The 26,710-nt window shown below is 70.9% G+C and carries 19 protein-coding genes; 4 read left to right on the top strand and 15 right to left on the bottom strand.

Annotation, left to right across the window (positions count from 1 at the left end):
- Window positions 1-11: 11 nt before the first annotated feature.
- Both ABD224_RS25365 and ABD224_RS25360 read right to left on the bottom strand, forming a co-directional pair.
- Window positions 12-209: an acyl-CoA carboxylase epsilon subunit gene (locus tag ABD224_RS25365; RefSeq protein WP_344053860.1), complete on the bottom strand. Its 198-nt coding sequence runs from the start codon at window positions 207-209 to the stop codon at window positions 12-14.
- A 20-nt stretch (window positions 210-229) separates the two neighbouring features.
- A complete protein-coding gene (locus tag ABD224_RS25360) occupies window positions 230-1,825 on the bottom strand; it encodes an acyl-CoA carboxylase subunit beta (protein WP_344053858.1) in 1,596 nt (531 codons plus the stop codon).
- Window positions 1,826-2,345: 520 nt separating this feature from the next.
- Here ABD224_RS25360 and ABD224_RS25355 point away from each other — a divergent pair.
- Window positions 2,346-2,966, top strand: a complete 621-nt coding sequence (locus ABD224_RS25355; protein ID WP_344053856.1) for a YceI family protein — start codon at window positions 2,346-2,348, stop codon at window positions 2,964-2,966.
- A 14-nt stretch (window positions 2,967-2,980) separates the two neighbouring features.
- Here the strand turns inward: ABD224_RS25355 and ABD224_RS25350 are convergent, their stop codons facing one another.
- Window positions 2,981-4,330: a hypothetical protein gene (locus tag ABD224_RS25350; RefSeq protein WP_344053854.1), complete on the bottom strand. Its 1,350-nt coding sequence runs from the start codon at window positions 4,328-4,330 to the stop codon at window positions 2,981-2,983.
- 123 nt (window positions 4,331-4,453) lie between these two features.
- On the opposite strand from ABD224_RS25350, the gene ABD224_RS25345 reads away from it, so the two are divergent.
- Complete coding sequence (locus ABD224_RS25345; RefSeq protein ID WP_344053852.1) at window positions 4,454-5,059, top strand: GOLPH3/VPS74 family protein; 606 nt, start codon at window positions 4,454-4,456, stop codon at window positions 5,057-5,059.
- Window positions 5,060-5,106: 47 nt separating this feature from the next.
- On the opposite strand, the gene cimA is transcribed toward ABD224_RS25345, so the two are convergent.
- The 6 genes from cimA to ABD224_RS25315 all read right to left on the bottom strand — a co-directional run bounded on the left by cimA (window position 5,107) and on the right by ABD224_RS25315 (window position 13,449).
- Window positions 5,107-6,711, bottom strand: coding sequence for a citramalate synthase (gene cimA, locus ABD224_RS25340; RefSeq protein WP_344053850.1), 1,605 nt, complete (start codon window positions 6,709-6,711; stop codon window positions 5,107-5,109).
- 730 nt (window positions 6,712-7,441) lie between these two features.
- The gene (locus ABD224_RS25335) at window positions 7,442-8,530 is read right to left on the bottom strand and encodes a branched-chain amino acid aminotransferase (protein WP_344053848.1); all 1,089 of its coding nucleotides are present in this window, start codon (window positions 8,528-8,530) and stop codon (window positions 7,442-7,444) included.
- Between the two features lie 260 nt (window positions 8,531-8,790).
- Complete coding sequence (locus tag ABD224_RS25330; protein WP_344053846.1) at window positions 8,791-9,834, bottom strand: 3-isopropylmalate dehydrogenase; 1,044 nt, start codon at window positions 9,832-9,834, stop codon at window positions 8,791-8,793.
- Window positions 9,835-9,922: 88 nt separating this feature from the next.
- Window positions 9,923-10,054: a hypothetical protein gene (locus tag ABD224_RS25325; protein WP_344053844.1), complete on the bottom strand. Its 132-nt coding sequence runs from the start codon at window positions 10,052-10,054 to the stop codon at window positions 9,923-9,925.
- A gap of 592 nt (window positions 10,055-10,646) precedes the next feature.
- Window positions 10,647-12,278, bottom strand: a complete 1,632-nt coding sequence (pruA, locus tag ABD224_RS25320; protein WP_344053842.1) for an L-glutamate gamma-semialdehyde dehydrogenase — start codon at window positions 12,276-12,278, stop codon at window positions 10,647-10,649.
- 244 nt (window positions 12,279-12,522) lie between these two features.
- Window positions 12,523-13,449 carry a proline dehydrogenase family protein gene (locus ABD224_RS25315; RefSeq protein ID WP_344053840.1) on the bottom strand — a complete coding sequence of 309 codons (927 nt, stop codon included), beginning with the start codon at window positions 13,447-13,449 and terminating at the stop codon, window positions 12,523-12,525.
- Window positions 13,450-13,589: 140 nt separating this feature from the next.
- On the opposite strand from ABD224_RS25315, the gene ABD224_RS25310 reads away from it, so the two are divergent.
- Window positions 13,590-14,867 carry a PucR family transcriptional regulator gene (locus ABD224_RS25310; protein WP_344053838.1) on the top strand — a complete coding sequence of 426 codons (1,278 nt, stop codon included), beginning with the start codon at window positions 13,590-13,592 and terminating at the stop codon, window positions 14,865-14,867.
- Window positions 14,868-15,219: 352 nt separating this feature from the next.
- Here the strand turns inward: ABD224_RS25310 and serA are convergent, their stop codons facing one another.
- The 6 genes from serA to ABD224_RS25280 all read right to left on the bottom strand — a co-directional run bounded on the left by serA (window position 15,220) and on the right by ABD224_RS25280 (window position 25,529).
- Window positions 15,220-16,809 (bottom strand): phosphoglycerate dehydrogenase, encoded by a 1,590-nt coding sequence (gene serA / locus ABD224_RS25305; RefSeq protein ID WP_344053836.1) that lies wholly within the window; start codon window positions 16,807-16,809, stop codon window positions 15,220-15,222.
- A 312-nt stretch (window positions 16,810-17,121) separates the two neighbouring features.
- Complete coding sequence (gene ilvC / locus ABD224_RS25300; protein WP_344053834.1) at window positions 17,122-18,120, bottom strand: ketol-acid reductoisomerase; 999 nt, start codon at window positions 18,118-18,120, stop codon at window positions 17,122-17,124.
- A gap of 120 nt (window positions 18,121-18,240) precedes the next feature.
- Window positions 18,241-18,765, bottom strand: a complete 525-nt coding sequence (gene ilvN, locus ABD224_RS25295) for an acetolactate synthase small subunit (RefSeq protein ID WP_344053832.1) — start codon at window positions 18,763-18,765, stop codon at window positions 18,241-18,243.
- 20 nt (window positions 18,766-18,785) lie between these two features.
- Window positions 18,786-20,633, bottom strand: coding sequence for an acetolactate synthase large subunit (locus ABD224_RS25290; RefSeq protein WP_344053830.1), 1,848 nt, complete (start codon window positions 20,631-20,633; stop codon window positions 18,786-18,788).
- 244 nt (window positions 20,634-20,877) lie between these two features.
- Complete coding sequence (locus ABD224_RS25285) at window positions 20,878-24,207, bottom strand: EAL domain-containing protein (RefSeq protein ID WP_344053828.1); 3,330 nt, start codon at window positions 24,205-24,207, stop codon at window positions 20,878-20,880.
- A 368-nt stretch (window positions 24,208-24,575) separates the two neighbouring features.
- On the bottom strand, window positions 24,576-25,529 hold the full coding sequence (locus ABD224_RS25280) for a 2-hydroxyacid dehydrogenase (protein ID WP_344053826.1): 954 nt from the start codon (window positions 25,527-25,529) through the stop codon (window positions 24,576-24,578).
- A 106-nt stretch (window positions 25,530-25,635) separates the two neighbouring features.
- On the opposite strand from ABD224_RS25280, the gene ABD224_RS25275 reads away from it, so the two are divergent.
- The gene (locus tag ABD224_RS25275) at window positions 25,636-26,634 is read left to right on the top strand and encodes an aldo/keto reductase (protein WP_344053824.1); all 999 of its coding nucleotides are present in this window, start codon (window positions 25,636-25,638) and stop codon (window positions 26,632-26,634) included.
- Window positions 26,635-26,710 lie beyond the last annotated feature (76 nt).

Genomic DNA, 26,710 nt, shown 5'->3' with positions numbered 1-26,710 from the left:
GCCGGACGGGCTCAGCGCCAGCTGTGGGGGGCGCGGAAGCCGCTCTCCCGCTCCAGCCGGCGCCAGCCGGCCCGGACACGGCCGCGGTGGGTGTGGCGGGACGTACCGGCAGGGCCGGCCGCCGCGCGGGCCAGGAGAAGGGCCGTGATGGCGGCGACCTCCTCGGGCTCGGCGTGGCCCTTCTCGACGCGGATGTCAATGGTGTTCATGGCGGGTCTCCGTGGCTGGGTCACTGCGGCGGGTTGCCGTGCTTGCGGGAGGGCAGGTCGGCGTGCTTCGTCTGCAGCATCGCCAGGGACTTGATCAGGACCTCGCGGGTGTCGGCGGGGTCGATGACGTCGTCCACCAGACCGCGCTCGGCCGCGTAGTAGGGGTGCATCAGCTCGGCCTTGTACTCCTTGACCATCTTCTGCCGCATGGCCTCGGGGTCCTCCGCCTCGGCGATCTGGCGGCGGAAGATGACGTTGGCCGCGCCCTCCGCACCCATCACGGCGATCTCGTTGGTGGGCCAGGCGTAGGTGAGGTCGGCCCCGATGGACTGGCTGTCCATGACGATGTAGGCACCTCCGTACGCCTTGCGCAGGATCAGCGAGATCCTCGGCACGGTGGCGTTGCAGTAGGCGTAGAGCAGCTTGGCGCCGTGCCGGATGATTCCACCGTGCTCCTGGTCGACGCCGGGCAGGAAGCCGGGGACGTCCAGAAGAGTGATGAGGGGGATGTTGAAGGCGTCGCACATCTGCACGAAGCGGGCGGCCTTCTCGCTGGCTTCGATGTCCAGCACACCGGCCAGCACCTGGGGCTGGTTGGCGATGATGCCGACGACCTGACCGTCCATCCGGGCCAGCGCGCAGATGATGTTGCGCGCCCAGCGCTCGTGGACCTCGAGCATCTCGCCGTCGTCGACGATCTCCTCGATGACCTTGGTCATGTCGTAGGGCCGGTTGCCGTCGGCCGGGACCAGGTCCAGCAGGGTGTCGCAGCGGCGGTCGACGGGGTCGGAGCACTCCACCCGCGGCGGGTTCTCCCGGTTGTTCTGCGGCAGCAGCGACAACAGGTACCGCACCTCGGCGATGCAGGTCTCCTCGTCATCGTAGGCGAAGTGGCACACACCGCTGGTCTCGGCGTGCACGTCCGCGCCGCCCAGCCCGTTCTGCGTGATCTCCTCGCCGGTGACGGCCTTGACCACGTCCGGGCCGGTGATGAACATCTGCGAGGTCTCACGGACCATGAACACGAAGTCGGTGAGCGCGGGGCTGTAGGCGGCGCCGCCCGCGCATGGACCGAGCATCACGCTGATCTGCGGGATGACCCCGGAGGCCTTGGTGTTGCGCTGGAAGATGCCGCCGTAGCCGGCCAGCGCGCTGACGCCCTCCTGGATCCGGGCGCCCGCACCGTCGTTGAGGGAGATCAGCGGGGCACCGGCCGCGATGGCCATGTCCATGATCTTGTGGATCTTCGTGGCGTGGGCCTCGCCCAGCGCGCCGCCGAAGATGCGGAAGTCGTGGGCGTAGACGAAGACCGTACGGCCCTCCACCGTGCCCCAGCCGGTGATCACACCGTCGGTGTACGGTCTCTTGGCCTCCAGGCCGAACCCGGTCGCCCGGTGCCGGCGCAGCTGCTCGACCTCCTGGAAGGAGCCGGGGTCCAGGAGCAGCTCGATCCGCTCCCGCGCGGTCAGCTTGCCCTTGGCGTGCTGCGCCGCGGTCGCCTTCTCGCTGGGGCCCGCCACCGCCCGCGCACGGATCTCGTGCAGTTCCGCGACCCGTCCGCGCGCGTCCGCCGGCCCGCCGGCCGGCTCACCCGTCGTCTCTTCCAAAACGGTCATGCAGTGACCTTACGAAGGACATCAAGGAAAGCGGGCCGTTGACTCCGTACAGTCTCCGGCCCGTTTTCCTGGTGCCCCTGAACAGAACTGGGACGCCATGCAGCCTTTTCGACTGCTCAGAGGGCGTCGGCCTTGTGGAGATGCCACAAATCCGGGGTGCGGGAGCTCCCCCGCATTCGGGGGCGGCACATGCCCTCCCCCGGGTGACGGACCGACCCGTACGGCGGCTTCGTCCCCCGCAGAGCGTAGCCGGTCGGGCGAGCCGGTCGCGCCCGGCCTGCCGGGCGGGCGCGACCGGCCGCGGTCCGCCCACCGCCGCGGCCGGTTCCCGCCGCCTCCGCCCGCGCGGACCGGCCCGCCGGCGCCTGCCGCGAGGCGACCGCGGGAAACAGATGTCAAAGAAGGTTGAACGATCAATGAAATGGCGCTACGGTCGTGACTGTTGAACAATTTGAAACTTCAACTTACTCGGCGCTCTCCGTCCGCGCCGAGCGGCCGTCCCTCACCGGAGGAGAATCCCATGGGCATCTTCAGCCGCAAGAACGACACCGCCGAGAACGCCTCCGTCCCCGCCGAGAACACCTCTGCCGTGAACCCGGACCTGGCCGCGCTGACCGGTGAGTACACGATCGACCCCGCCCACTCCACCCTCGGCTTCGTCGCACGGCACGCCATGGTCACCAACGTCAAGGGCACCTTCAACGACTTCACCGGCACCCTCCACCTGGACGGCGGCAACCCCTCGGCCTCCACGGCGTCCGTCGACGTGAGGACGGACAGCGTCGACACCGGCTCGGCGGACCGTGACAACCACCTGAGGAGCGCGGACTTCCTCCGGACGGAGGAGTTCCCGGAGATGACGTTCCGCTCCACCAGGGCCGAGGCCCTGGGCGGCAACGACTACCGCATCACCGGTGACCTGACCATCCGCGGCATCACCAAGCCGGTCACCATCGACCTCGAGTTCAACGGCGCCGCCAAGGACCCCTTCGGCAACGAGCGCGTCGGCTTCGAGGGCAGGGCCGAGATCCTGCGCTCGGACTGGGGCCTGACCTGGAACGCGGCCCTGGAGACGGGCGGTGTCCTGGTCTCCGACAAGATCAAGCTGAACTTCGACATCTCGGCCGTCAAGAAGGCCTGACCGGCCGCGGGTGCTCAGAACCCGCCGAAGTCCCCTCCGCCGAAGCCGCCCGCGCCGAAGTCCCCTCCCCCGCCGAAGTCCCCGAAGTCGGCCGGGCTGAAGTCCGCTCCCGAGACATCGCCGCCCTCGTAGCCGCCGAAGTCGCCGTAGCCGGTGCCGTAGTCGGCCGCGTAGGACGGGGTGGCCATCATGCTGCCGAGCAGGGTGCCCACCAGAAGGCCCGGGAGGAGACCGCCGCCGAAGTAGCCTCCGGCCCAGGGGCCGTACGCGGGGCCGGCGTCCCAGTAGGGGCGGCGGCCCCCGTCCGTCTCCACCTCGCGGATCCGCGGGTCGCGGCCCTCGGCCAGGCGGACCTGGTCGGCGGCGCAGACCGGCACCGGGCGGGGCGCCCCGGCCGGGGGCGTCCACGTCGCATCGGCGACCGAGGGGCCGTGGCGCGGGTCGAAGAAGCAGGGCGGGCGGCGCTCGGGCAGGGGGCGTCCCTCACGGCGGGCGGCCAGCCGGGCGAGCGAGAACCGGCCGTCCTCCAGGGTCTCGGTGACCGCCTTCACATCCTCCGGCCTGCGGGCCTCGGCCATGTACTGCTTGGCCTGCTCATAGCTGTCCAGCGCCCGCTCGTAGTCCGCGCGCATGGCGTCGTCCGCGCCGGCCTCCGCCGGGTGGAAGTCGAGGCGGTCGAGTTCCTCCCCGTAGGCGGTGATGTCCTCGTCCACGACGACCCGCAGCTTCTCCAGGGCGGCCCGCTGCTCCGCCTCCCGGCGGCTCCGGCCCCGCCGGACCAGGGTGTACGCGCCCACCCCGCTCGCCACCAGGACCGCGCCGGCGACGATCAGCCCGGTGGTGGACACCGTGCCGCCGCGCTCGACGCCGTCCCAGCCGGCGGGGGCCGAGCCTCCCATGCTGGCCAGGGCCCGGTCGGTGAAGTCGGCGAGCTGGGTCCTGGTGTCCTCGCCCTGGACGCTGGTGACGAGGTTCCGCACGGCGGTGCGCGACAGCACCGAGGCGTCGGCGCGGGCGTCGAAGCGGTCGCCCAGGCGCACCGCGTACGCGCCGGTGACGCCGGTGGCGGTGCGCAGATCGGTGAACAGGTTCCGCGTCGGCTGGTCCGCCGGCAGAACCGCGATGAACAGGGGCTTGTCCGCGTTCTTGATCTGCCGGCTGAGCTCGGCCGCCTCGGCCGGCGGCAGCTGGGCGGACATGGCCGGGTCGACGTACACGGGGTTCTCGCGGAGCGCCTCGGCGACCGTCGAGACGCCGGTGGCCGCCTCGGCACGGGGCGCACCCGCCCACAGGACGGCCATGACGGCGACCGCGAGCGCCGCCAGCAGTCGCGCCGGAACTCGGACCAGGGCCGTGGCCTTCATGCCTTGAAAGTACCCGAAGTACTCCAAAAGGTGCATTCACCCATACATTTCCCCTGGCGCATTGCTTTCGCCCAGGGGCGCATCGCCGAGCCGACGGCTCCCGACGGCCGTATCGTCGAGTGCGTGACCACACCGCGGGACCTGTTGCTCCTCAGCCTGGACGTGCCGTCCGAGCGTCCCGTCGAGCAGGGCGATCTGTCGCTCGCGCTGGCGGGCGCCGAACTGGTCGACCTCCTCGCCGCCGGTGCCATCACCCTGGACGGCGACCGCATCGTGCCCGTCCCCCGGCAGAGCACGGGAGACCGCCTGCTGGACCAGGCCGGGGCGGCGCTCAAGGAGAAGCCGCCGTACGAGTCCGTCGAGGACTGGCTGTGGCGCCGGGGCGAGGGCCTGGCCGTGGCCTACATCGACGCCATGGAGGCGGACGGGCGTCTCACCGGGCGGCGGCGCCGCTGGATGCCCGCCCGCGGCGGCCGGACGACACCCGTCGACTCACCGGAGCGGCGCGGGGCGGCCGAGCGCTGGGCCGCCCACGAGCCCGTCATCACCGGACTGGCCGCCGCCCTGGGCATCGAGGCCGAACCCGGCGAGGAGCTCACGGCCCCGGACGACGACGCCCTGGTGACCGTGGTGGCCGCCGTCAACGACGCGGTGACGGAACTGGAGGCGGTCCGGCAGCGGCGGCGCATCGAGAACGCCGCCTTCGACAACATCTGGCGCGCCCCCTGACGGCCGGCGGGTCCGCCGGCCGTCGGACGGCAGCGCTCGTCCGGCTCCTACTGCGCCGGTTCCACGCCGGCGCGCAGCAGGCCGTAGGTGTACGCGTCCTCCAGGGCCTGCCAGGAGGCCGCGATCACGTTGTCGGCCACGCCCACCGTGGACCACTCGCCCCGGCCGTCCGAGGTGGAGATCAGGACACGGGTGGTGGAGGAGGTGCCGTACTTGCCCTCCAGGATGCGGACCTTGTAGTCGACCAGGTCGATGGAGGCCAGCTGGGGGTAGATCTTCTCCAGGGCCACGCGCAGGGCGCGGTCGAGGGCGTTGACCGGGCCGTTGCCCTCGGCGGTGGCGACGATGCGCTCGCCCTTGGCCCACAGCTTGACGGTGGCCTCGTTCGCGTGGGTGCCGTCGGGGCGGTCCTCGGCGATGGCCCGCCAGGACTCGACGTCGAAGTACTTCAGCGGCCTGCCCTCGACCTCGGCGCGCAGCAGCAGCTCGAAGCTCGCGTCGGCCGCCTCGTAGGTGTAGCCCTTGAGCTCGCGCTCCTTGACCCGCTCGACGACGCGGCCGACGAGCTCGCGGTCGCCGCCGAGGTCGATGCCGAGTTCCTTGCCCTTGAGCTCGACGGACGCGCGCCCCGCCATGTCGGAGACCAGCATGCGCATGGTGTTGCCGACCTGCTCGGGGTCGATGTGCTGGTACAGGTCCGGGTCGACCTTGATCGCGGAGGCGTGCAGGCCGGCCTTGTGGGCGAAGGCGGACACCCCCACATAGGGCTGGTGGGTGGAGGGCGTGAGGTTGACGACCTCGGCGATGGCGTGCGAGATGCGGGTCATCTCGCGCAGCCGCCCCTCGGGCAGCACCCGCTTGCCGTACTTCAGCTCCAGGGCCGCCACGACCGGGAAGAGGTTGGCGTTGCCGACGCGCTCGCCGTAGCCGTTGGCGGTGCACTGCACATGGGTGGCGCCCGCGTCGACGGCGGCGAGGGTGTTGGCGACCGCGCAGCCGCTGTCGTCCTGGGCGTGGATGCCGAGGCGTGCTCCGGTGTCCGCGAGGACGGTGGAGACGATCGCATGGATCTGGGCGGGCAGCATGCCGCCGTTGGTGTCGCAGAGGACCACCACGTCCGCGCCGGCCTCGGCGGCGGTCCGCACGACGGTCTTGGCGTACTCGGGGTTGGCGCGGTAGCCGTCGAAGAAGTGCTCGCAGTCGACGAAGACCCGGCGGCCCTCGGCACGCAGGTGGGAGACGGTGTCGCGGACCATCTCCAGGTTTTCCTCCAGGGTGGTCCGCAGCGCCAGCTCCACATGCCGGTCGTGCGACTTGGCGACCAGGGTGATCACCTCGGCGCCGGAGTCCAGAAGCGCCTTGACCTGGGGGTCGTCCGCCGCCTTGCCGCCGGCGCGCCGTGTGGAGCCGAAGGCGACGAGCTGGGCGTGCTTGAACTCGATCTCCTGCCGGGCGCGGGCGAAGAACTCGGTGTCCCGCGGGTTGGCCCCGGGCCAGCCGCCCTCGATGAAGCCCACGCCGAAGTCGTCCAGGTGCCGGGCGATGGCCAGCTTGTCGGCGACCGTGAGGTTGATGCCCTCGCGCTGCGCGCCGTCGCGCAGGGTCGTGTCGAAGACGTGGAACGCATCGTCGAGCTGGCTGGTTGCGGTCATGGCCTCAAGACTCCTGTCACCATGTCGGTCTTACCGGAAATGACCGGCTCCACCGTCCCCCATACTCCCTCGCGCTGAGTTCCCGGCTGCAGGTGGGCCGGGAAAACAAAAAACCTCTCGCGGGTGCGAGAGGTCTGCGCGCGGGTCGAGGACGACGGTGGCCGCCCGTACCTGGTCGTACGGGGCGGTCACTGCGGACCGGCGCGCCTGCTGCCAATAATCGTGGCGAACGAGAGCACGGGGGCAGTGTGGCACAGTTCCGCTTCGTCCAGGCACCGCGTCTCAGGATGCGGGCGCCGGCTGAAACGGTTCCCCGGTGTCCGCCCACCTCGGCCGGGGTTCCCCTCTCCCCCGCGGTGACGTACGTCACCGCAGCACCTCCGCGCAGACCACCGCGCACACCGCCGCACAGCAGCGGGTTCCGGGAGCCCCGCCGCCGGTCCCGCACCATGCGCTGGTTCGCGCTGGTTCACACACCCGCGGATGCACCCGGATGGCCGATCCCCCGGACGCACCCCGGACATCCCCCGGACGGCTGATCAGAGGTCCGCGAGCTCCGGCCGACCCGGCGAGTCGTCGGGGAACTCCCGCGCATGAGGAGGGTTTTGACGCCTTGCGGCCGCACCCCACGGAGTGCGGCTCCAGTGCCCGGGCGGCCGGACGGCAACGCGTCGGGGCCGCCGCGGACGAGCAGTCCGCGACGGCCCCGGCCGTCGCTGGGAGGAAGGCCTCAGTCGATCCGGTGCATCCAGCCGTGCTTGTCCTCGGCGTTGCCGCGCTGGATGTCCAGCAGGGCCTGACGCAGCCTCATGGTGACCTTGCCGGGCTCCCCGCCCGACTGCTGCCACTCGGCGCCCGCGCGCTTGACGGTGCCGACCGGGGTGATCACGGCGGCCGTGCCGCAGGCGAAGACCTCGGTCAGCGTGCCGTTCTCGGAGTCGCGCTGCCACTGGTCGATGGAGATGCGGGCCTCCTCGGCCTCGTAGCCGAGGTCGCGGGCGACCGTCAGCAGCGAGTCACGGGTGACGCCCTCCAGGATCGAGCCGGTGAGGGACGGAGTAACGATCCTGTCGCCGTAGACGAAGTACAGGTTCATGCCGCCCAGCTCCTCGACCCACTTGTGCTCCACGGCGTCGAGGTAGCAGACCTGGTCGCAGCCCTTGGCGGCGGCCTCGGCCTGGGCGAGCAGGGAGGCCGCGTAGTTGCCGCCCGTCTTGGCGTCGCCCATGCCGCCGGGGACGGCGCGGACGCGGTCCTCGGAGGCCCAGATGGAGACCGGCTTCACCCCGCCGGGGAAGTACGCGCCGGCCGGGGAGGCGATCACCAGGAACAGGTACTCGTCGGCGGGCTTGACACCCAGCCCGACCTCGGTGGCGATCATGAACGGGCGCAGGTAGAGGGACTCCTCGCCGCCGTGCGCGGGCACCCACGCCTTGTCCTGCCGCACCAGGGCGTCGCAGGCCTCGATGAACGTCTCCACCGGCAGCTCGGGCATGGCCAGCCGCCGGGCGGAGGCCTGGAAGCGCAGGGCGTTCCTCTCCGGGCGGAAGGTGGCGACCGAGCCGTCGGGCTGACGGTAGGCCTTCAGACCCTCGAAGATCTCCTGCGCGTAGTGCAGGACGGTGGTCGCCGGGTCGAGGGAGATCGGCGCGTACGGAACGAGCTGGCCGTCGTGCCAGCCGCGGCCCCTCGTCCACCTGATCGTCACCATGTGGTCGGTGAAGTGGCGACCGAACCCGGGGTTGGCCAGGATCTCCTCGCGCTCCGCGTCGGAGAGCGGGTTGGCCGAGGGCTTGAGCTCGATCGTGGGCGTCGTCATCAGGGGAGATCCTTCACTTCCTGGCTCGGGTATGACGGGCCGCGCCCACGCCCGTACGGCCGGCGTCCGATGCTTGGACGTCCGAGCATTCCCTCATACCGCGGCTCCGCGTCCGATTATCGCGCGGTGGCGGCAGCGGAAGAGGAACGGGGTGAATACGGCCCGGGGTCTGATGGTGGCACCCGGCGGCGGACAGGGGGAAGCCGCCGGACGCGGATGCGACCCGGCGGCTTCGAAGACGATCGAGAGGAGCGGCCGGGTCAGCCCGCTACTCGTACGCGAAGCGCGTCGCCGATCTCGGAGGTGCTGCGCGCGGGCAGCGCACCGCGCTCCGTGAGGTCGGCGGAGACGGCGTCCTCGATACGGGTCGCCTCGGCCTCGTAGCCGAGGTGACGCAGCAGCAGGGCGACGGACAGGACCGTGGCGGTGGGGTCGGCCTTGCCCTGGCCGGCGATGTCCGGAGCCGATCCGTGGACGGGCTCGAACATGGACGGGAACGCGCCGGAGGGGTTGATGTTCCCGCTCGCGGCGATGCCGATGCCGCCGGAGACGGCCGCGGCGAGGTCGGTGATGATGTCGCCGAAGAGGTTGTCGGTGACGATGACGTCGAACCGCTCGGGCTGGGTGACCAGGTAGATCGTGGCGGCGTCGACGTGGATGTACTCGGTGGTGACCTCGGGGTACTCCTCGGCCACCTTGGTGAAGATGTTCGTCCACAGATGACCCGCGAAGGTCAGGACGTTGTTCTTGTGGACCAGCGTGAGCTTCTTGCGCGGGCGGGCCTGGGCACGGGCGAAGGCGTAGCGGACCACGCGCTCGACACCGTAGGCCGTGTTGACGGAGACCTCGGTGGCGACCTCGTGCTCGGTGCCCTTGCGGATGGTGCCGCCGTTGCCGGTGTAGGGGCCCTCGGTGCCCTCACGGACGACGAGGAAGTCGATCTGCGGATCACCGGCGAGCGGGGTGGCGACGCCGGGCAGGAGCTTGCTCGGGCGGAGGTTGACGTGGTGGTCGAAGGCGAAGCGGAGCTTGAGCAGGAAGCCGCGCTCCAGGACGCCGGAGGGGACCGACGGGTCGCCGATCGCGCCGAGCAGGATGGCGTCGTGCTGCTTCAGCTGCTCCAGGTCGGCGTCGGTGAGTGTCTCGCCCGTGGCATGGTAGCGCCGGGCGCCGAAGTCGTACTCCTTGGTCTCCAGCTTCACATCCTGCGGAAGGACGGCGGTCAGGACCTTCAGTCCCTCGGCCACGACCTCCTGGCCGATGCCGTCACCGGGAATCACTGCGAGATTGATGCTGCGAGACATGGCGGCACCCTACTCCTCGTCCCAGGGGACGACACACCGCGTCCGCGATGTGGACGCCCGAAGAGAGGAGGGCGGAAGCGGGTGCGGCTCAGTGTCCGGTCTCGCCGCCGTTGTCACGGCGGTCGAGGGCGCGCTGGAGGGCGGCGGCGGCGTTCTTGCGGTCGGACTCGCTCGTACGGGAGACGTGGCGGACGCGGCGACGCAGGGCGGTTGCGGCCATGGGACATCGACTCCTTCGACACACGGGGGCGCACGAAGCGCAAGGCAGTGAGAAAGGTGAAGGAAGGTGTGGGGCGCCAAAAGGGGCGGGGAGCGGTGCCGCAGGGGTGTCCTGCACAGGGCCCGGCTCACGACCGCCGTCGCTGGATCGAGCGGATCGTTCGGCTTCTACAAAGCTAAGCGAGGACCGGGCACCTGTCTCCACAATTAGTCGGGCTTCCTACTATCTGAGACAGTGGGGTGGATCACGCCCCTCTGACCTGCGCTTTTTCCTCACCCGATCGGCTCAGGGGGCATCGCCGTCACCTCGGTCGCGGACCGGCCCGGCGTCCGCCCCACCCGCGGGCCGCCTCTTCCCGCGGCACCCTCTTCCCACGGCCCCCTCCTCACACAGCCGCACCACACCGTCCGGTCCCGGCGCGCGGAGGCACCCGCTCCTCCCCGCACCCGCCGGGCCGCCGGGCCTCGGCATACCCGCCCCGGCATGACACCGCCCCCGCTCCGGGAGAAGGCGTCCGGAACGGGGGCGGGACCTGGGAGGGCTGCGCGAGGATCAGCCCTGCGCGGGGATCAGCCCATGTGCGGGTGGAGGATCAGCCCATGTGCGGGTAGGTGTGGTCCGTCGGCGGGACCATGGTCTCCTTGATGGCCCGGGTCAGGGTCCAGCGCATCAGGTTCTGCGGGGCGCCCGCCTTGTCGTTGGTGCCGGAGGCACGGCCGCCGCCGAAGGGCTGCTGGCCGACCACGGCCCCGGTCGACTTGTCGTTGATGTAGAAGTTGCCGGCCGCGTAGCGCAGCTTCTCCATCGTGTACGCCACGGCGGCGCGGTCGTTGGCGATGACCGAGCCGGTCAGGGCGTAGTCGGAGACCGACTCCATCTGGGTCAGCATCTCCTCGTAACGGTCGTCCTCGTAGACGTACACGGCGAGGATCGGGCCGAAGTACTCGGTCGTGAAGACCTCGTTCTCCGGGTCGGTGCACTCGATGACGGTCGGGCGGACGAACCAGCCGACCGAGTCGTCGTAGGTGCCGCCCGCGACGATCGTGCAGGCCGGGTCCTCCTTGGCCCGGTCGATCGCGGCCTTGTTCTTGGCGAAGGCACGCTCGTCGATGACCGCGCCCATGAAGTTCGACAGGTCGGTGACGTCACCCATCGTCAGCTGGTCGACCTCGGCGGTGAACTCCTCCTTGAAGCCGGAGTTCCAGATGGACGCCGGGATGTACGCCCGGGAGGTCGCCGAGCACTTCTGGCCCTGGTACTCGAAGGCACCGCGGATCAGGGCGGTCTTCAGCACCGCGCGGTCGGCCGACGGGTGGGCCACCAGGAAGTCCTTGCCGCCGGTCTCGCCGACCAGGCGCGGGTAGGAGCGGTACTTCTCGATGTTGTTGCCGACCGTCTTCCACAGGTACCGGAAGGTCTTGGTCGAACCGGTGAAGTGGATGCCGGCCAGGTCGCGGTGGTTCAGGGCGACCTCGGAGACCTCGATGCCGTCACCGGTCAGGAGGTTGATGACGCCCTTGGGCAGGCCGGCCTCCTCCAGCAGCTGCATGAGCAGCACGGCGGCGTGGGTCTGGGTCGGGGACGGCTTCCAGATCACCACATTGCCCATGAGGGCCGGCGCGGTGGGCAGGTTGGCCGCGATCGCCGAGAAGTTGAACGGCGTGATCGCGTAGACGAAGCCCTCCAGCGGGCGGTGGTCCAGGCGGTTCCACACGCCCGGGGAGTTGGCCGGGGGCTGCTCGGCCAGGATCTGGCGGGCGTAGTACACGTTGAAGCGCCAGAAGTCGACCAGCTCGCAGGGGGTGTCGATCTCGGCCTGCTGCACGGTCTTGGACTGGCCGAGCATGGTGGAGGCGGCGATCGTCTCGCGCCAGGGGCCGGCCAGCAGATCGGCGGCGCGCAGAAGGATCGCGGCACGGTCGTCGAAGGACATCGCGCGCCAGGCCGGGGCCGCGGCGAGGGCCGCGTCGATGGCGTCCTGGGCGTCCGCCTTCGTGGCGTTGCGGTAGGTGCCGAGGACGGCCTTGCGGTTGTGCGGCTGGACGACCTCGAAGGCCTCACCGCCGCCCATGCGCTTCTCGCCGTTGATGGTGCAGGGCAGGTCGATCGGGTTCTCGGCCAGCTCCTTGAGCTTGGCCTCCAGCCGGGCACGCTCGGGCGAGCCGGGGGCGTAGCCGTGCACCGGCTCGTTGACGGGGGTGGGGACCTGGGTCACAGCGTCCATGAGCTCCGGAACTCCTTGACTTGAGCGGTGTGTCGGGCGTGTGGTGGGGCTCGGCCCTCGCCGACCGTCGAACCGGCCGTCGAACCGGCCATCGGGCGGACTGCCGGGCGGACTGTCAGGCGGACTGCCGGGCGGATGAGGAAGCGCGGGTTCGCCGGCATCCTCTCCGGCCGGCGCATCCTGTGCCTTCCCGGGGGACGTCCCCCGGACCCCCGGCAGGGGGTCGCGGCACGGTCACGCCGCCTCAGCCACGGCTGACCATGCTCCTCAGGAAGAAGCGCAGATTCGACGGCTTCTCCGCCAAACGGCGCATGAAGTAGCCGTACCAGTCGGTGCCGTAGGCGGTGTAGACGCGCATGCGGTGGCCCTCGGCGGCCAGCCGCAGGTGTTCGTCGCTGCGGATGCCGTACAGCATCTGGAACTCGTACTCGTCCGGCTTGCGCCGGGCCCTGCGGGCGAGTTCCTGGGCGATGCTGATGATCCGCGGGTCGTGGGAGCCGATCATCGGGTACCCGGCACCCTCCATCAGGATGCGCAGGATGCGGACGTACGCCTTGTCGATCTCGTGCTTGTCCTGGTGGGCGACCGTGGCGGGCTCCTTGTAGGCGCCCTTCACCAGGCGCACCCGGCTGCCGTTCGCGGCGAGGCGGCGGGCGTCGGCCTCGGTGCGGAAGAGGTACGCCTGGATGACGCAGCCGGTCTGCGGGAAGTCCTTCCGCAGCTCCTCGTGGACGGCGAACATCGAGTCGAGAGTGGTGTGGTCCTCGGCGTCCAGCGTGACCGTCGTGTCGATGGCGGCGGCGGCCTCGACGACCGGGCGGACGTTGGCGAGGGCCAGCTCGTGCCCGTTCTCCAGCGCCTGGCCGAACATCGACAGCTTCACGGACATCTCGACCCTCGGGCCGAGCCGGAGGTCCTTGAGCCGGTCGATGAGCTCCAGGTACGCGTCCCGGGCGGCGGCGGCCTGCTCGGGGGTGGTGATGTCCTCGCCGACCACGTCCATGGTCAGTTCCAGACCCTTGCCGGTCAGGTCCTCGATGATCGGGACGACGTCGTCCACGGTCTCACCGGGGATGAAACGGTCGACGACCTGCTTGGTCACCGGGGCCGCCGAGATCAGACGTCGCATCCGGTCGCTGCGCGACGCGGCGAGAATCACGGGACCCAGCACGGGGCACCTCCACAAGCTGCTGAACGGCCGTTGCCCGACTCCTGCGGGTTGCGGCACGGAGAACCACCGTGAAGATAAGGATCCCCCCGGTCGCGGACCATCGACAGCTGTCACGCATCCGTGGCCCAGATCTCAGACAGATGTACGAAGGTCTGGAAATTCTGCGGGAGAATGCCCGTGTGACGTCGGATTTCAGAGGTGACTACCAGGAGCTGGTGGACGAGATCTCGGAGCTGCTCGGCGCCCCGGCGACCCTGGAGAGCCGTGACTTCGAGCTGATCGCCTTCGGTGCGTACGACAGCGAGGACGACCTCGATCCGTCCGCCCTGGATCCGGTGCGCACCCGCTCGATCCTCACCCGCCGTTCGACACCCGCCGTCCGGGCCTGGTTCGAGAGCTTCGGCATCACCCGTGCCACCGGCCCGGTCCGCATTCCGCGCACCCCGGAGGCGGGCGTGCACCGGGGCCGCATCTGCCTGCCGGTACGCCATCGGGGAGCCGTCCTCGGCTATGTCTGGCTGCTGGACTACGCACCGGGTCCCTCGCAGGAGCAGCTGAATGCGGCCATGCGGGTGACGGCCCGGATCGGGACGCTGCTCGCCGACGAGGCGCGACACGGCGCCGATCTCGCCCGTGAGCTGCGGGCGGTGCTCACCGCGGAGCACGAGTGGCAGCGCGACATGGCCGTCGCCGCACTCCGTACCGTCCTCGGCGGCCGTGCCGACGGCCCGCACACGATGGTCTGCGTCGCCCCGTGGCCCTCCGCCGAGCCCGAGGCCATCCCCTCGGTCCGTACGGTGCCGGGTGCGCGGGCCCTGTGCACCCTGCCGTGGGACGGGGGTGCCTCCCCCTCCCGCACGGCAGCGGGGGAAACGGTCCTGGCCCTGGCGCTGCTGCTCCGGCTGCGTGCGTCCGACGTCCTGACCCCGGCGACGACGGCGGCCTCCCGGCTCCTGGAGCGGGCCCGTGAGAGCGGCCCGGAACACCGGGGCGAGGCCGCCGCGGCCGCCGGGATCGCAACTCCCCGCACCGGCCTCGCAGACCTGGGCGAGGCCTGGACCGAGGCAGCGGCGTCGGCACGGGCGGCGCTGGCCGAGCCCCGGCTGGGGCCGGTCGCCCCGTGGACCTCGATCGGCCCCTTCCGCCTGCTGACCGCGCTGCCCGCGCACGCGGTGCACGATCCCGCCGCAGGTCCGCTGCTCGCCCCCGCGCACCGGGAACTCGCCCATACCGCCGAGGTCTACCTCGACTGCGCGGGCCAGGCCGGCCGCGCGGCCGCCGCCCTGGGCATCCACCGCCAGACCCTGTACTACCGCCTGTCCCGGATCGAGCAGCTCACCGGCCTGGACCTGGACGACGGGGAGGACCGGCTGCTGCTGCACATGGTGCTGAAGGGACGACGGCTCATGTCCTCTTGAGGAACCCACGTTGAGGAACCCACGTCCCCTTGAGGGCGGTTCACGGAGTCCGGGTGCACCGCGTCGGGGCGGGACCGGACCGGCCCCGCCGCGTCCCGCCAGGGGACGGCGTTGCCCCGCGGGACGGCCAGGTCCACGTCGTCAAAGCCCGGCTGCGGCGTCGGGTCGGCGGCCCTCGCGCTGCGGCGGGCCGGGACCCGGGAGCGGACATGCGAAACGCCGGACAAGCCGAGCACGCTCGGCCCGTCCGGCGTCCGGGGACGGAGCCCTTGGGGCCCTTGAGGCCTTCAGGGCCTCTTGAGGCATTGGGGCGGGCCGGGACCACAGCCCCGGCCCGTCGTCTCGGATCGGGTCAGACCAGGTTCACCGACCGGGCCGAGGTCGCCCCGATCTCCGCGGCGAGTTCGTTCAGCACCGCGGCGGACACCGTGTCGTCCACCGTCAGCACGGCGAGCGCCTCCCCGCCGGCCGCGGCACGGGCGACCTGCATACCGGCGATGTTGATGCCCGCCTCGCCGAGGATGCGGCCCACGGTGCCGACGACACCCGGACGGTCCTCGTAGCGCAGGACGATCATGTGGTCGGCGAGCGCGAGGTCCACGTCGTAGTCGCCGACCGCGACGATCTTCTGGACGTACTTGGGGCCGCTCAGGGTGCCGGAGACCGCGACCTCCTCGCCGTTGGCGAGGGTGCCGCGCACGGTGACGACATTGCGGTGGTCGGCCGACTCCGAGCTGGTGGTCAGGCGTACCTCGACGCCCCGCTCCTGGGCGAACAGCGGCGCGTTGACATAGGACACCGTCTCCTCGACGACGTCCTCGAAGACGCCCTTGAGCGCGGAGAGCTCCAGCACCTTGACATCGTGCTGGGTGATCTCGCCGTACACCTCGACGTCGAGCCGGACCGCGACCTCACCGGCCAGCGCGGTGAAGATCCGGCCGAGGCGCTCGGCGAGCGGCAGGCCCGGCTTGACGTCCTCGGCGATGACACCGCCCTGGACGTTCACCGCGTCCGGGACCAGCTCACCGGCGAGGGCGAGGCGCACCGACTTGGCGACCGCGATGCCGGCCTTCTCCTGGGCCTCGTCCGTCGACGCGCCGAGGTGCGGGGTGCAGACCACCTGGTCGAACTCGAACAGCGGGGAGTCCGTGCACGGCTCCTTGGCGTACACGTCCAGGCCGGCGCCCGCGATCCGGCCCTCCTTGAGCGCCGAGTACAGCGCCTCCTCGTCGACGATGCCGCCGCGCGCGGCGTTGATGATGCGCACGCTCGGCTTGACCTTGCGCAGCGCCTCCTCGCCGATCAGGCCGATCGTCTCGGGGGTCTTGGGCAGGTGGACGGTGATGAAGTCGGAGACCTGGAGCAGCTCGTCCAGGCTCAGCATCCTGACGCCCATCTGCGCGGCCCGCGCGGGCTGCACATACGGGTCGTAGGCGACGATCTTCATACCGAAGGCGGACATGCGCTGGGCGACCAGGGCGCCGATGCGGCCGAGGCCGACGACACCGAGGGTCTTCTCGGCGAGTTCGACGCCGGTGTACTTGCTGCGCTTCCACTCGCCCTTCTTCAGCGCGGCGTTGGCCTGCGGGATGTTGCGGGCGGTGGAGAGGATCAGACCGCAGGCCAGCTCGGCGGCGGTCACGATGTTGGAGGTCGGAGCGTTGACGACCATCACGCCGGCCTTGGTGGCGGCGGGGACGTCGACGTTGTCCAGGCCGACTCCGGCCCGGGCGACCACCTTGAGCTTGTTCGCCGCGGCGATGGCCTCGGCGTCGACCTTGGTGGCCGAGCGGATCAGGATCGCGTCCACGTCGGCGATGGCGGGCAGCAGCTCGGCCCGGTCCGCGCCGTTGCAGTACCGGATCTCGAAGTCGGGACCGAGTGCGTCGACGGTGGCGGGCGACAGCTCTTCAGCGATGAGTACGACAGGTTTCGAGCTCACGTGAGTCCTCACAAATCTGGGGCACCTCCCATGCTCTTGCAGCTATGGGGGAGCATGCGGACGGCCGCCCTGGCGGCCGCAGGCGGAGGAGGGGTGCTAGCCGCGTGGAAGACGCACGACGCTGTGGGCCTGACGCGTTGGTGCAGCAGTGTAATGGCGCTGCACACGTTGTGATGACTCCGCTGTGGAAATGTCGCCCGTCCGTGGTTGGACAGGGTGCACAACGCCGCGAATCCACCACCAACTCCGACGTTACCCCTGATCCGGCACAAGGGGCCGGAGCACAGCGCTCCGGCCCCTCGGCCACGAGGCTTACGCCTCCTCGTTCACCCAGCTCATGAGCTTGCGCAGCTCCTTGCCGGTGGTCTCCAGCAGGTGCTCGGAGTCCTGCTTCTTGTACTCGTTGTACTTCTTCAGACCACCGTGGTACTCGTCCATCCAGTTACGGGCGAAGGAGCCGTCCTGGATCTCGGCGAGGACCTTCTTCATCTCGGCCTTGGTGGCGTCGGTGATGATGCGCGGGCCCGTGACGTAGTCGCCCCACTCGGCGGTCTCGGAGATCGACCAGCGCATCTTCTCCAGGCCGCCCTCGTACATGAGGTCGACGATCAGCTTCAGCTCGTGCAGGCACTCGAAGTAGGCGATCTCCGGCTGGTAGCCCGCCTCGACCAGGGTCTCGAAGCCGGCCTTCACCAGCGCCGCGGTGCCACCGCACAGGACGGCCTGCTCGCCGAAGAGGTCGGTCTCGGTCTCCTCGGTGAAGGTGGTCTTGATGACACCGGCGCGGGTGCCGCCGATGGCCTTGGCGTACGACAGGGCCAGCGCGAAGGCGTTGCCGGAGGCGTCCTGCTCGACGGCGGCGATACAGGGAACGCCGCGGCCCTCCTCGTACTGACGGCGCACCAGGTGGCCCGGGCCCTTCGGGGCGACCATGCAGACGTCCACACCGGCCGGGGGCTTGATGAAGCCGAAACGGATGTTGAAGCCGTGGCCGAAGAACAGGGCGTCGCCGTCCTTCAGGTTCGGGGCGATGGACTCCTCGTAGACCTGGGCCTGGATCGGGTCCGGGACCAGGATCATGATGACGTCGGCCTCGGCGGCGGCCTCGGCCGGGGTGACCACGCGCAGGCCCTGCTCCTCGGCCTTGGCCCTGGACTTGGAGCCCTCGTGCAGACCGACGCGCACGTCGACGCCGGAGTCGCGCAGCGACAGGGCGTGGGCGTGGCCCTGGCTGCCGTAACCGATGACCGCGACCTTGCGGCCCTGGATGATGGACAGGTCGGCGTCGGCGTCGTAGAACAGCTCGGCCACTTTGGGTTCTCTCCTTGGTGTACAGGTTGTGCGTCCCACCGTATGACGGCGAGGGGACGGGAAGTCTCGGAGTCTCGGTATCCGGGCGGCCGGTGTCACCCGGCCGCCCGCACACCGGTTTTATGCCGAACGCTCCAGGGCGCGCAGCGACCGGTCGGTGATCGAACGGGCACCGCGCCCGATCGCGATCGTGCCGGACTGGACCAGCTCCTTGATGCCGAACGGCTCCAGCATCCTGAGCATGGCGGCCAGCTTGTCACTGGCCCCGGTGGCCTCGATCGTGACGGCCTCCGGGCAGACGTCGACGGTCTTGGCGCGGAAGAGCTGGACGATCTCGATGATCTGGGAGCGCGTCTCGTTGTCGGCGCGCACCTTCACCAGGACGAGTTCACGCTGCACGGCCTGCGAGGGCTCCAGCTCGACGATCTTGTACACATTGACGAGCTTGTTGAGCTGCTTGGTCACCTGCTCCAGCGGAAGGTCGTCCACGCTGACCACGATGGTGATGCGGGAGATGTCGGGGTGCTCGGTGACGCCGACCGCGAGAGAGTCGATGTTGAACCCCCGGCGGGAGAACAGCGCGGCGATCCGGGCGAGGATGCCGGGCGTGTTCTCGACGAGGACCGAGAGGGTGTGCTTGGACATGGTTCTCACTCAGCTCTCTGTCAGTCGTCTTCGCTGTCACCGAAGTCGGGGCGGACGTCCCGGGCGGCCATGATCTCGTCGTTGGAGGTGCCGGCGGCCACCATCGGCCACACCATCGCGTCCTCGTGGACGACGAAGTCGACGACGACCGGGCGGTCGTTGACGGAGTTGGCCTCCTCGATGACCTTGTCGAGGTCGTCGGGGGACTCGCAGCGCAGGGCGTAGCAGCCCATGGCCTCCGACAGCTTCACGAAGTCCGGGACGCGGGTGCCCCTGGCCTCCGGGTTGATGTCGTCCGGGCCGGAGTGCAGCACCGTGTTGGAGTACCGCTGGTTGTAGAACAGGGTCTGCCACTGGCGGACCATCCCGAGGGCGCCGTTGTTGATGATGGCGACCTTGATCGGGATGTTGTTCAGGGTGCAGGTGGTGAGCTCCTGATTGGTCATCTGGAAGCAGCCGTCGCCGTCGATCGCCCAGACGGTCCTGTCGGGCCGGCCGACCTTGGCGCCCATGGCGGCCGGGACGGCGTAGCCCATGGTTCCGGCGCCACCGGAGTTCAGCCAGGCGGCGGGCCGGTCGTGCTGGATGAAGTGCGCGGCCCACATCTGGTGCTGGCCGACACCGGCGGCGAAGATCGTGCCCTCGGGGGCGAGCTGTCCGATGCGCTCGATGACCTGCTGCGGGGACAGCGAGCCGTCCTCGGGCAGGTCGTAGCCGAGCGGGTAGGTCTCGCGCCAGCGGTTGAGGTCGTTCCACCAGGCGGTGTAGTCGCCCCGGCGGCCCTCGGCGTGCTCCTTCTGCACCGCCTGGATCAGGTCGGCGATGACCTCGCGGGCGTCGCCGACGATCGGCACGTCGGCGACGCGGTTCTTGCCGATCTCGGCCGGGTCGATGTCGGCGTGGACGATCTTGGCGTTCGGGGCGAAGCTGTCCAGCTTGCCGGTGACACGGTCGTCGAAGCGGGCTCCGAGGGCGACGATCAGGTCGGCCTTCTGCAGCGCGGTGACGGCGGTGACCGAACCGTGCATGCCCGGCATTCCCACGTGCAGCGGGTGGCTGTCGGGGAATGCGCCGAGTGCCATCAGGGTGGTGGTGACGGGCATTCCGGTGAGTTCCGCGAGGACCTTCAGCTCGGCGGTGGCACGGGCCTTGAGGACACCGCCGCCGACGTAGAACACGGGCCGCCTCGCGGAGGTGATGAGCCGGGCCGCCTCGCGGATCTGCTTGGCGTGCGGCTTGGTGACGGGCCGGTAGCCGGGCAGGTCCATGACCGGGGGCCAGGAGAAGGTGGTCTTCGCCTGGAGGGCGTCCTTGGCGATGTCGACGAGGACCGGGCCGGGGCGGCCGGTGGAGGCGATGTGGAACGCCTGCGCGATCACCCGGGGGATGTCCTCGGCCTTGGTGACCAGGAAGTTGTGCTTGGTGATCGGCATGGTGATGCCGACGATGTCCGCCTCCTGGAAGGCGTCCGTGCCGATCGCCGAGGACGCGACCTGGCCGGTGATCGCGACCAGCGGGACGGAGTCCATGTGGGCGTCGGCGATCGGGGTGACCAGGTTGGTGGCACCGGGGCCGGAGGTGGCCATGCAGACGCCGACCTTGCCGGTGGCCTGCGCGTAGCCGGTGGCCGCGTGGCCGGCTCCCTGCTCGTGCCGGACCAGGATGTGGCGCACCCGGCTGGAGTCCATCAGCGGGTCGTAGGCGGGAAGGATCGCACCGCCGGGAATGCCGAATACGGTGTCGGCGCCGACCTCCTCGAGAGAGCGGATGAGGGACTGCGCACCCGTGACGTGCTCGGGCGCGGACTGGTGTCCTCCGGATCGGGGCCGCGGATGCGGGTGAGGGGCCCCGGTGGCCTGCTCGGTCATCGGCATTCTCTTCTCGATGCTGAGGGTTTTTGCGAGGTTTGAGAGAGTTGTAACGTTGCGCGATCAGTGCTCGTGCAACAAAAAACCCCTCGTGCCACAAGGCAAGCGAGGGGAGCGCGCCGGCGAGGATTGCTGGGTGTTTTCGGATCGTCGTCCGTTGGGTCCCAGCTCAGCCGACGCGCTGTCCAAGTACGAGAATTCGGGTGCGCATGGGACTGACCCTCCCCCCGGCACGCACCCGATGTCAAGCGGGTGGGACGCGCGTCTCATTATGTGATCCCGGGATGGTGGTGTTGGATCCCAGGACGGTCGTGCCGCCGAGGACGGCCGGCACTCCGCCGGCGCACCGCCCCGCCCCTCCCCCGGCGAACGCCGGTTCGGCCGGTTCGTGCGGCACCGGACAGTGGCCGCGGGTGAGCGCCCGGCGCAGCCGGTACTCGTCCAGCGGCCCCGAGAAGGCCATGCCCTGCCCATGGGTGCAGCCCATCGCACGGAGAGCCACGGCCTGTTCGGGCACGTCCACGCCGTCGGCCACCGACTGCAGTCCGAGATCGGTGGCGATGCGCAGCAGCCCACTTGTGATCTTGTACAGCCGGGCGGACTCGACGACGTTGTCGACGAGACCGCGGTCGAGCCGGAGCACGTCGACGGGGAGTCTTCTCAGGGCCGTGACGGCCCCGTGGCCGCCGCCGAAGCCGTCCAGGGCGATGCGCACACCGAGCCGCCCGAGGGCGGCCAGGCACCGCTCCAGCTCGTCCAGCGGCGCCCGCGGGCCGATGTCGGACAGCTCGATCATCAGCGCCCCGGGCGACAGCCCGTGCCGGGTCAGCAGGGTCTCCACGGAGCCGGGCGGCAGCGAGCGGTCCACCAGGCGGCGGGCGTCCAACCGGACCACCACGGGGACGGCGAGTCCCGCCGCGGCGCGCTCGGCGGCCTGCTCGACGGCCTTCTCCAGCATCCAGCGGCTCAGCTCGGCGGTCTTGTCGCCGTCCTCGGCGCCCCGCAGGAACTCCTCGGGCGTGAACAGCACCCCCTGGGAGGAGCGCCAGCGCGCCTGGGCGGCGACCGCGGTGATCCGGCCGTCCTCCAGACGGACCACCGGCTGGTGCAGCAGGGTGAACTCGCCGTCGTGCAGGGCGGACCGGAGCCGACCGGCCAGCTCCGCCCTGCGGACGACGTCCTGCTGCATCTGCGGCTTGTACAGCTCGACCCGGCCCTTGCCGGCCGCCTTGGCCCGGTACATCGCCAGGTCGGCGTTGCGCAGCAGCTCCCCCGCGCCCAGGCCCGGTTCGGCGAAGGCCACCCCGATGGAGGCGGCGACACGGGCCTCGGTGCCGTCGATGAGGTACGGCTGCGACAGCGTCACCCGGAGACGGTCGGCGAGCTCCAGGATGTGCCGCTCGCGGGCCTCGCGGTCGCGGGTGCCGTCCCCGACGATGAGGGCCGCGAACTCGTCGCCGCCGAGCCGGGCGGCGGTGTCGCCGTGCCGGACCGCCTCCTGGAGTCTGCGGGCGGCCTGGACGAGCAGCTCGTCCCCGGCCTGGTGCCCGATCGTGTCGTTGACGGCCTTGAAGCCGTCGAGGTCGATGAAGAGCACGGCCGTGCCGCGGTCGGTCGAGCGGCGGCCGGACAGGGCCTGCTGCACCCGCTTGGTGAACAGCGCGCGATTGGGCAGGTCGGTGAGCGGGTCGTGCTCGGCGTTGTGCTGGAGCTGCGCCTGCAGGCGCACCCTCTCGGTCACGTCCCGGCTGTTGAAGATGAGGCCGCCGTGGTGGCGGTTGATGGTCGACTCCACGTTGAGCCAGCCGCCGTCGCCGGACCGGAAGCGGCACTCGATGCGCGTGGTGGGCTCCTGCAGGGGGCTCGCCACCAGGAAGCGGCGCACCTCGTGCACCACGCAGCCCAGGTCCTCCGGGTGGATGAGACTGGCCAGTTCGGTGCCGACCAGTTCCTCCGCGGGCCGCCCGTACACTCCGGCGGCGGCCGGGGAGACGTACCGCAGGACGCCGTTGGGCGCGGCGATCATGATGACGTCGCTGGAGCCCTGCACCAGGGAGCGGAAGTGGTTCTCCTGCTGGGCCAGTTCCTGGGTGAGGGCGATGTTGTCCCGCAGCACGATGCCCTGGCGCACGACGAGGGCCAGCACGACGGCGCCCGCGGTGATCAGCATCACGTGGTCGACGCTGTTGCCGTTGAGCACGTTGTAGAGGACCCCCAGCGTGCACACGGCGGCGGCGAGGTACGGGGTGAGGGCGGCGAGGGGCCGGCTGGTCGGATACCGGTCGTGGTCACCGCCGGGCAGGAGTGGCGGCCGGTGGGCGGCGGGCGCGGCCGGGAGCGGGCCGGGCACGCGCTCGTGCTCCGTCCCGTGCGTCACGCGGCTGTGCCTGTCGGTGCGGCCGTGCGCGCCGGCCACGCGCGCACGGCCGTCGGCGGTGTCCCGGTCCGTCTCGCACGCGTCCGTCTCGCACGCGTCCGTCCCGCACGGGTCCGCGGGGTGCCCTTCCCCGCGCTCCGTCCGGTCCTCGCGGTCCGTCTGGTCCGCCTCGTCGTGCCCGTGCGCGCCGTCGTGCCCGTGCGCGCCGTCGTGCCCCTGCGCGGCGCTGTGCTCGTGCTCGGCGCCGGGCCCGGGCCCGGCATCTGGTCCGGGTCCGGCGTCGTGTCCAGGTCCGGCGTCGTGTCCGGGCTCGGCGTCGGATCCGGGCGTCTCGTGCTGCTCGGCGACCGTGCGCCCGGAGCGGGGCGAGGCCCAGGGGGCGTACGCCAGGAGCAGTGAGCCGGCGAACCAGCCGGCGTCGAGCAGCTGCCCGGAGCGGTAACTGTGGTTCAGCAGCGGCGAGGTGAACAGCGCGTCGCACAGCACGGTCAGGGCGAGCGCGCCGATCGCCGTGTTGACGGCGGTGCGGTTGACCGCGGAGCGCCGGAAGTGCAGCGCGAGCACCATGCTGACCAGGACGATGTCCAGCAACGGGTAGGCCAGCAGGAGCGCGGTGTGCGCGACGCCCGTCCCGTCGCGCTGGGCCGCCTGGGCCAGCGCGAGGCTCCACGACAGCGTGAGCAGCGAGCCCCCGATCAGCCAGGCGTCCAGTGCCAGGCACACCCATCCGGTCTTGGTCACCGGCCGTTTGGCCAGCACCAGCAGACCGACGATCGCGGGCGGCGCGAAGCACACGAAGAACAGGTCGGCGTAACTGGGGCTGGGCACGGGCCGGTCGAGGACGACCTCGTACCACCCCCAGACCGCGTTGCCCAGGGCCGCCATCGCCGAGGAGAGGGCGAACAGCAGCCAGGCGGTCCGGAAACGGGCGCGACGGCTGCGCGCGTACAGGGCGCAGGAGACGGCGGCCGTGCCGGCCGCGGCGCTCAGTCCGAAGTCGCCCATGATCAGCGCGACCTCGTCCGACCCCCAGCCGCATGCGGCGCCGATGGCGTATCCCGCGCACACCAGTGCCAGCAGAAGCCGCGGGGTCTGCCCCGCACGGTTGGCGGCCGACGGCCGGGACAGCGGCGCCCCCGGCGACGACGTCCGCAGTGCGCTGCCCAGCACGGTCAGGGCGGGTGGTGGCGGACTCACTGGAGCCTCCTGGTCCGCGCCGCCGGATCCCGGGAGTCCCGGCGGGTGTGCCTCCGGTGACCTCCGGGCCTGCGATGGTGATGATGATGGCTGCTGTACTGACCGCGCCTGCGCGCGGCCGTGTGCCAGGGCCTTCGGTGGCGGCCCCGCCGCTTCGGATGGTTCGTCCATAGGCCGTGCATCGCCCGTCGCCCCCCTCGCAGTCTGAAGTGTCCGTCCCCGGCGCCGACGGTGCGCGGCGCAGCCCCTGTCGGGACGATACACCAGGATCGTCACTCAGGGACATAGGTTCTCTACTCTCCGTGACGATCGGCCAGGATGTGAACACACAACGTTTCTGATGCGTCGCGGACGGTACCCGAAACGGATTATGAGCTTGCCGCGCCCGTCGTCAGGATCACGTTGGCGAGCGGCTCCCGGTTCACGAAACGGCGCAACTGATCCCTCAGAAGCCGCTTCGCGCGCGGCAGGAAGGCGGACGTGGGGCCGCCGACATGAGGGGTGATCAGCACGCCCGGCGCGTGCCACAGAGGGTGCTCCGGGGGCAGCGGCTCGGGGTCGGTGACGTCGAGGGCGGCGGTGAGACGGCCGCTCTCCAGCTCGGTGAGCAGCGCTTTGGTGTCGACGACGGGCCCGCGCGCGACATTCACCAGCAGTGCGCCGTTCTTCATCCGGGCGAGGAAGCCGGCGTCCACCAGCCCGCGTGTGGACTCCGTCAAGGGCGTGGACAGGACGACGACATCGGCTTCCGGAAGCAGGGAGGGCAGATCGGTGAACGGATGCACCGGACCGCGCGCCGTGGTGCGCCCGGAGCGCGCCACGCGCGCCACCCGCGCGAGCTCGAAGGGTGCGAGCCGGTCCTCGATGGCGGCGCCGATGGAGCCGTAGCCGACGATGAGCACGCTCTTGTCGGCGAGGGCGGGACGGAAACCTCCCTGCCACTCGCCCCGGTCCTGGGCCCGCACGAAACCGGGGATGCCGCGCAGCGAGGCCAGGATGAGCGTCAGGGCGAGTTCGGCCGTGCTCGCCTCGTGCACCCCGCGCGCGTTGCACAGCACCACGCCCGGGGGCAGCCGCCGCAGGGCCGGCTCCACGTGGTCGGTGCCGGCGGTCAGCGTCTGGACGACCCGCAGGGAGCCGCTCATGTGCGGCATCGGGCGTGTGCAGATGTCATTGGGCCGCATGTACGGCACGACGTAGAAAACGCAGTCGGCGGGGTCCGCGGGGAACTCCCCGGAACCGTCCCAGAAGCGGTAGGCGAGCCCCTCCGGAAGATCCTCGATCTCGTCCGGCGGAATGGGCAGCCATACGTCAGCACTCATGGTCAGGAGGCTATGCCAGGCGAGGAGCAGGCAAGGAGGCCATGCCGGGGGTCCTGGACGGCAGAGGTTAGGTTGGGGACGCCGAGAAAGGGAGGGTTACGGCCAAGTGGAGCGCAGGACGATCGGCTCGGCGGCACTCGCGGTGGGGGCCGTGGGACTCGGGTGCATGCCGATGAGCTGGGCGTACAGCGCGTCGCAACAGCGGGGGGCGGAATCGCTCAGGGCCGTGCACCGGGCGCTGGATCTGGGCTCGACGCTCCTGGACACGGCCGACATGTACGGTCCGTTCACCAACGAGCTGCTGGTGGGGCGGGTGCTGAAGGAGCGGCGGCCCGACGCCTTCGTCGCGACGAAGGTCGGCCTGCTGGTGGGCGAGCAGCACATCGTGGCCAATGGGCGCCCCGACTATGTGAGGCGGGCCTGCGACGCCTCGCTGCGGCGGCTGCAGACGGACGTGATCGACCTCTACCAGCTGCACCGCGCCGATCCCGAGGTCCCGGTCGAGGAGACCTGGGGGGCGATGGCGGAGCTGGTGCGCGCCGGGAAGGTGCGGGCGCTGGGGCTGTGCGCGATAGGGGTGCGCGGCAGGCGCAGACCCGGGGCCGGGCTGTACGACGAAACGCTCCGGCAGCTGGAGCGGGTGCAGCAGGTCTTCCCGGTGAGCGCGGTGCAGGCCGAGCTGTCGGTGTGGTCGCCGGAGGCCCTGGAGTCGCTGCTGCCGTGGTGCACGGCGCGCGGGATCGGCTTCCTGGCCGCAATGCCCCTCGGCAACGGCTTCCTGACCGGCAGGCTCGTCCCCGGCGAGGGCTTCGAACCGGACGACATCCGCGCCCGTCACCCCCGTTTCACCGCCGAGATGATGGCCGCCAACCAGCCGATCGTGGCCGGCCTGCGGCGCACGGCCGAGCGCCACGGCGAGCACGTCACCCCCGCCCAGGTGGCCCTGGCGTGGGTGCTGGCCCAGGGGCCTCATGTGATCCCGATACCGGGCACCAAGCGGGAACGCTGGGTGACGGAGAACGCGGGCGCGGCGGCGCTGCGCCTGACGCCGCGGGACCTGGCGGAGCTGAGCCGGCTGCCCCCGGCCCAGGGGTCGTGGGACTGAGGCCCGGGACCCCGGCCCCGCGGGCCTGAGGTCCGCGGGGCCGGGGACGCACGGCGGCGGACGCGGGCGCCGGGCC

Origin of the sequence: Streptomyces thermoalcalitolerans, assembly GCF_039525155.1 — a bacterium.
GTDB classification, from domain to species: Bacteria; Actinomycetota; Actinomycetes; order Streptomycetales; family Streptomycetaceae; genus Streptomyces; species Streptomyces thermovulgaris.
This window is presented reverse-complemented; position numbering and strand designations above follow the sequence as displayed.

Bases quoted from the DNA above. Each gene is read 5' to 3' on its own strand.
- ABD224_RS25365 (WP_344053860.1), bottom strand. From the start codon at position 209: ATGAACACCATTGACATCCGCGTCGAGAAGGGCCACGCCGAGCCCGAG.
- ABD224_RS25360 (WP_344053858.1), bottom strand. From the start codon at position 1,825: ATGACCGTTTTGGAAGAGACGACGGGTGAGCCGGCCGGCGGGCCGGCG.
- ABD224_RS25355 (WP_344053856.1), top strand. From the start codon at position 2,346: ATGGGCATCTTCAGCCGCAAGAACGACACCGCCGAGAACGCCTCCGTC.
- ABD224_RS25350 (WP_344053854.1), bottom strand. From the start codon at position 4,330: ATGAAGGCCACGGCCCTGGTCCGAGTTCCGGCGCGACTGCTGGCGGCG.
- cimA (WP_344053850.1), bottom strand. From the start codon at position 6,711: ATGACCGCAACCAGCCAGCTCGACGATGCGTTCCACGTCTTCGACACG.
- ABD224_RS25335 (WP_344053848.1), bottom strand. From the start codon at position 8,530: ATGACGACGCCCACGATCGAGCTCAAGCCCTCGGCCAACCCGCTCTCC.
- ABD224_RS25330 (WP_344053846.1), bottom strand. From the start codon at position 9,834: ATGTCTCGCAGCATCAATCTCGCAGTGATTCCCGGTGACGGCATCGGC.
- ABD224_RS25325 (WP_344053844.1), bottom strand. From the start codon at position 10,054: ATGGCCGCAACCGCCCTGCGTCGCCGCGTCCGCCACGTCTCCCGTACG.
- pruA (WP_344053842.1), bottom strand. From the start codon at position 12,278: ATGGACGCTGTGACCCAGGTCCCCACCCCCGTCAACGAGCCGGTGCAC.
- ABD224_RS25310 (WP_344053838.1), top strand. From the start codon at position 13,590: ATGTACGAAGGTCTGGAAATTCTGCGGGAGAATGCCCGTGTGACGTCG.
- ilvN (WP_344053832.1), bottom strand. From the start codon at position 18,765: ATGTCCAAGCACACCCTCTCGGTCCTCGTCGAGAACACGCCCGGCATC.
- ABD224_RS25290 (WP_344053830.1), bottom strand. From the start codon at position 20,633: ATGACCGAGCAGGCCACCGGGGCCCCTCACCCGCATCCGCGGCCCCGA.
- ABD224_RS25280 (WP_344053826.1), bottom strand. From the start codon at position 25,529: ATGAGTGCTGACGTATGGCTGCCCATTCCGCCGGACGAGATCGAGGAT.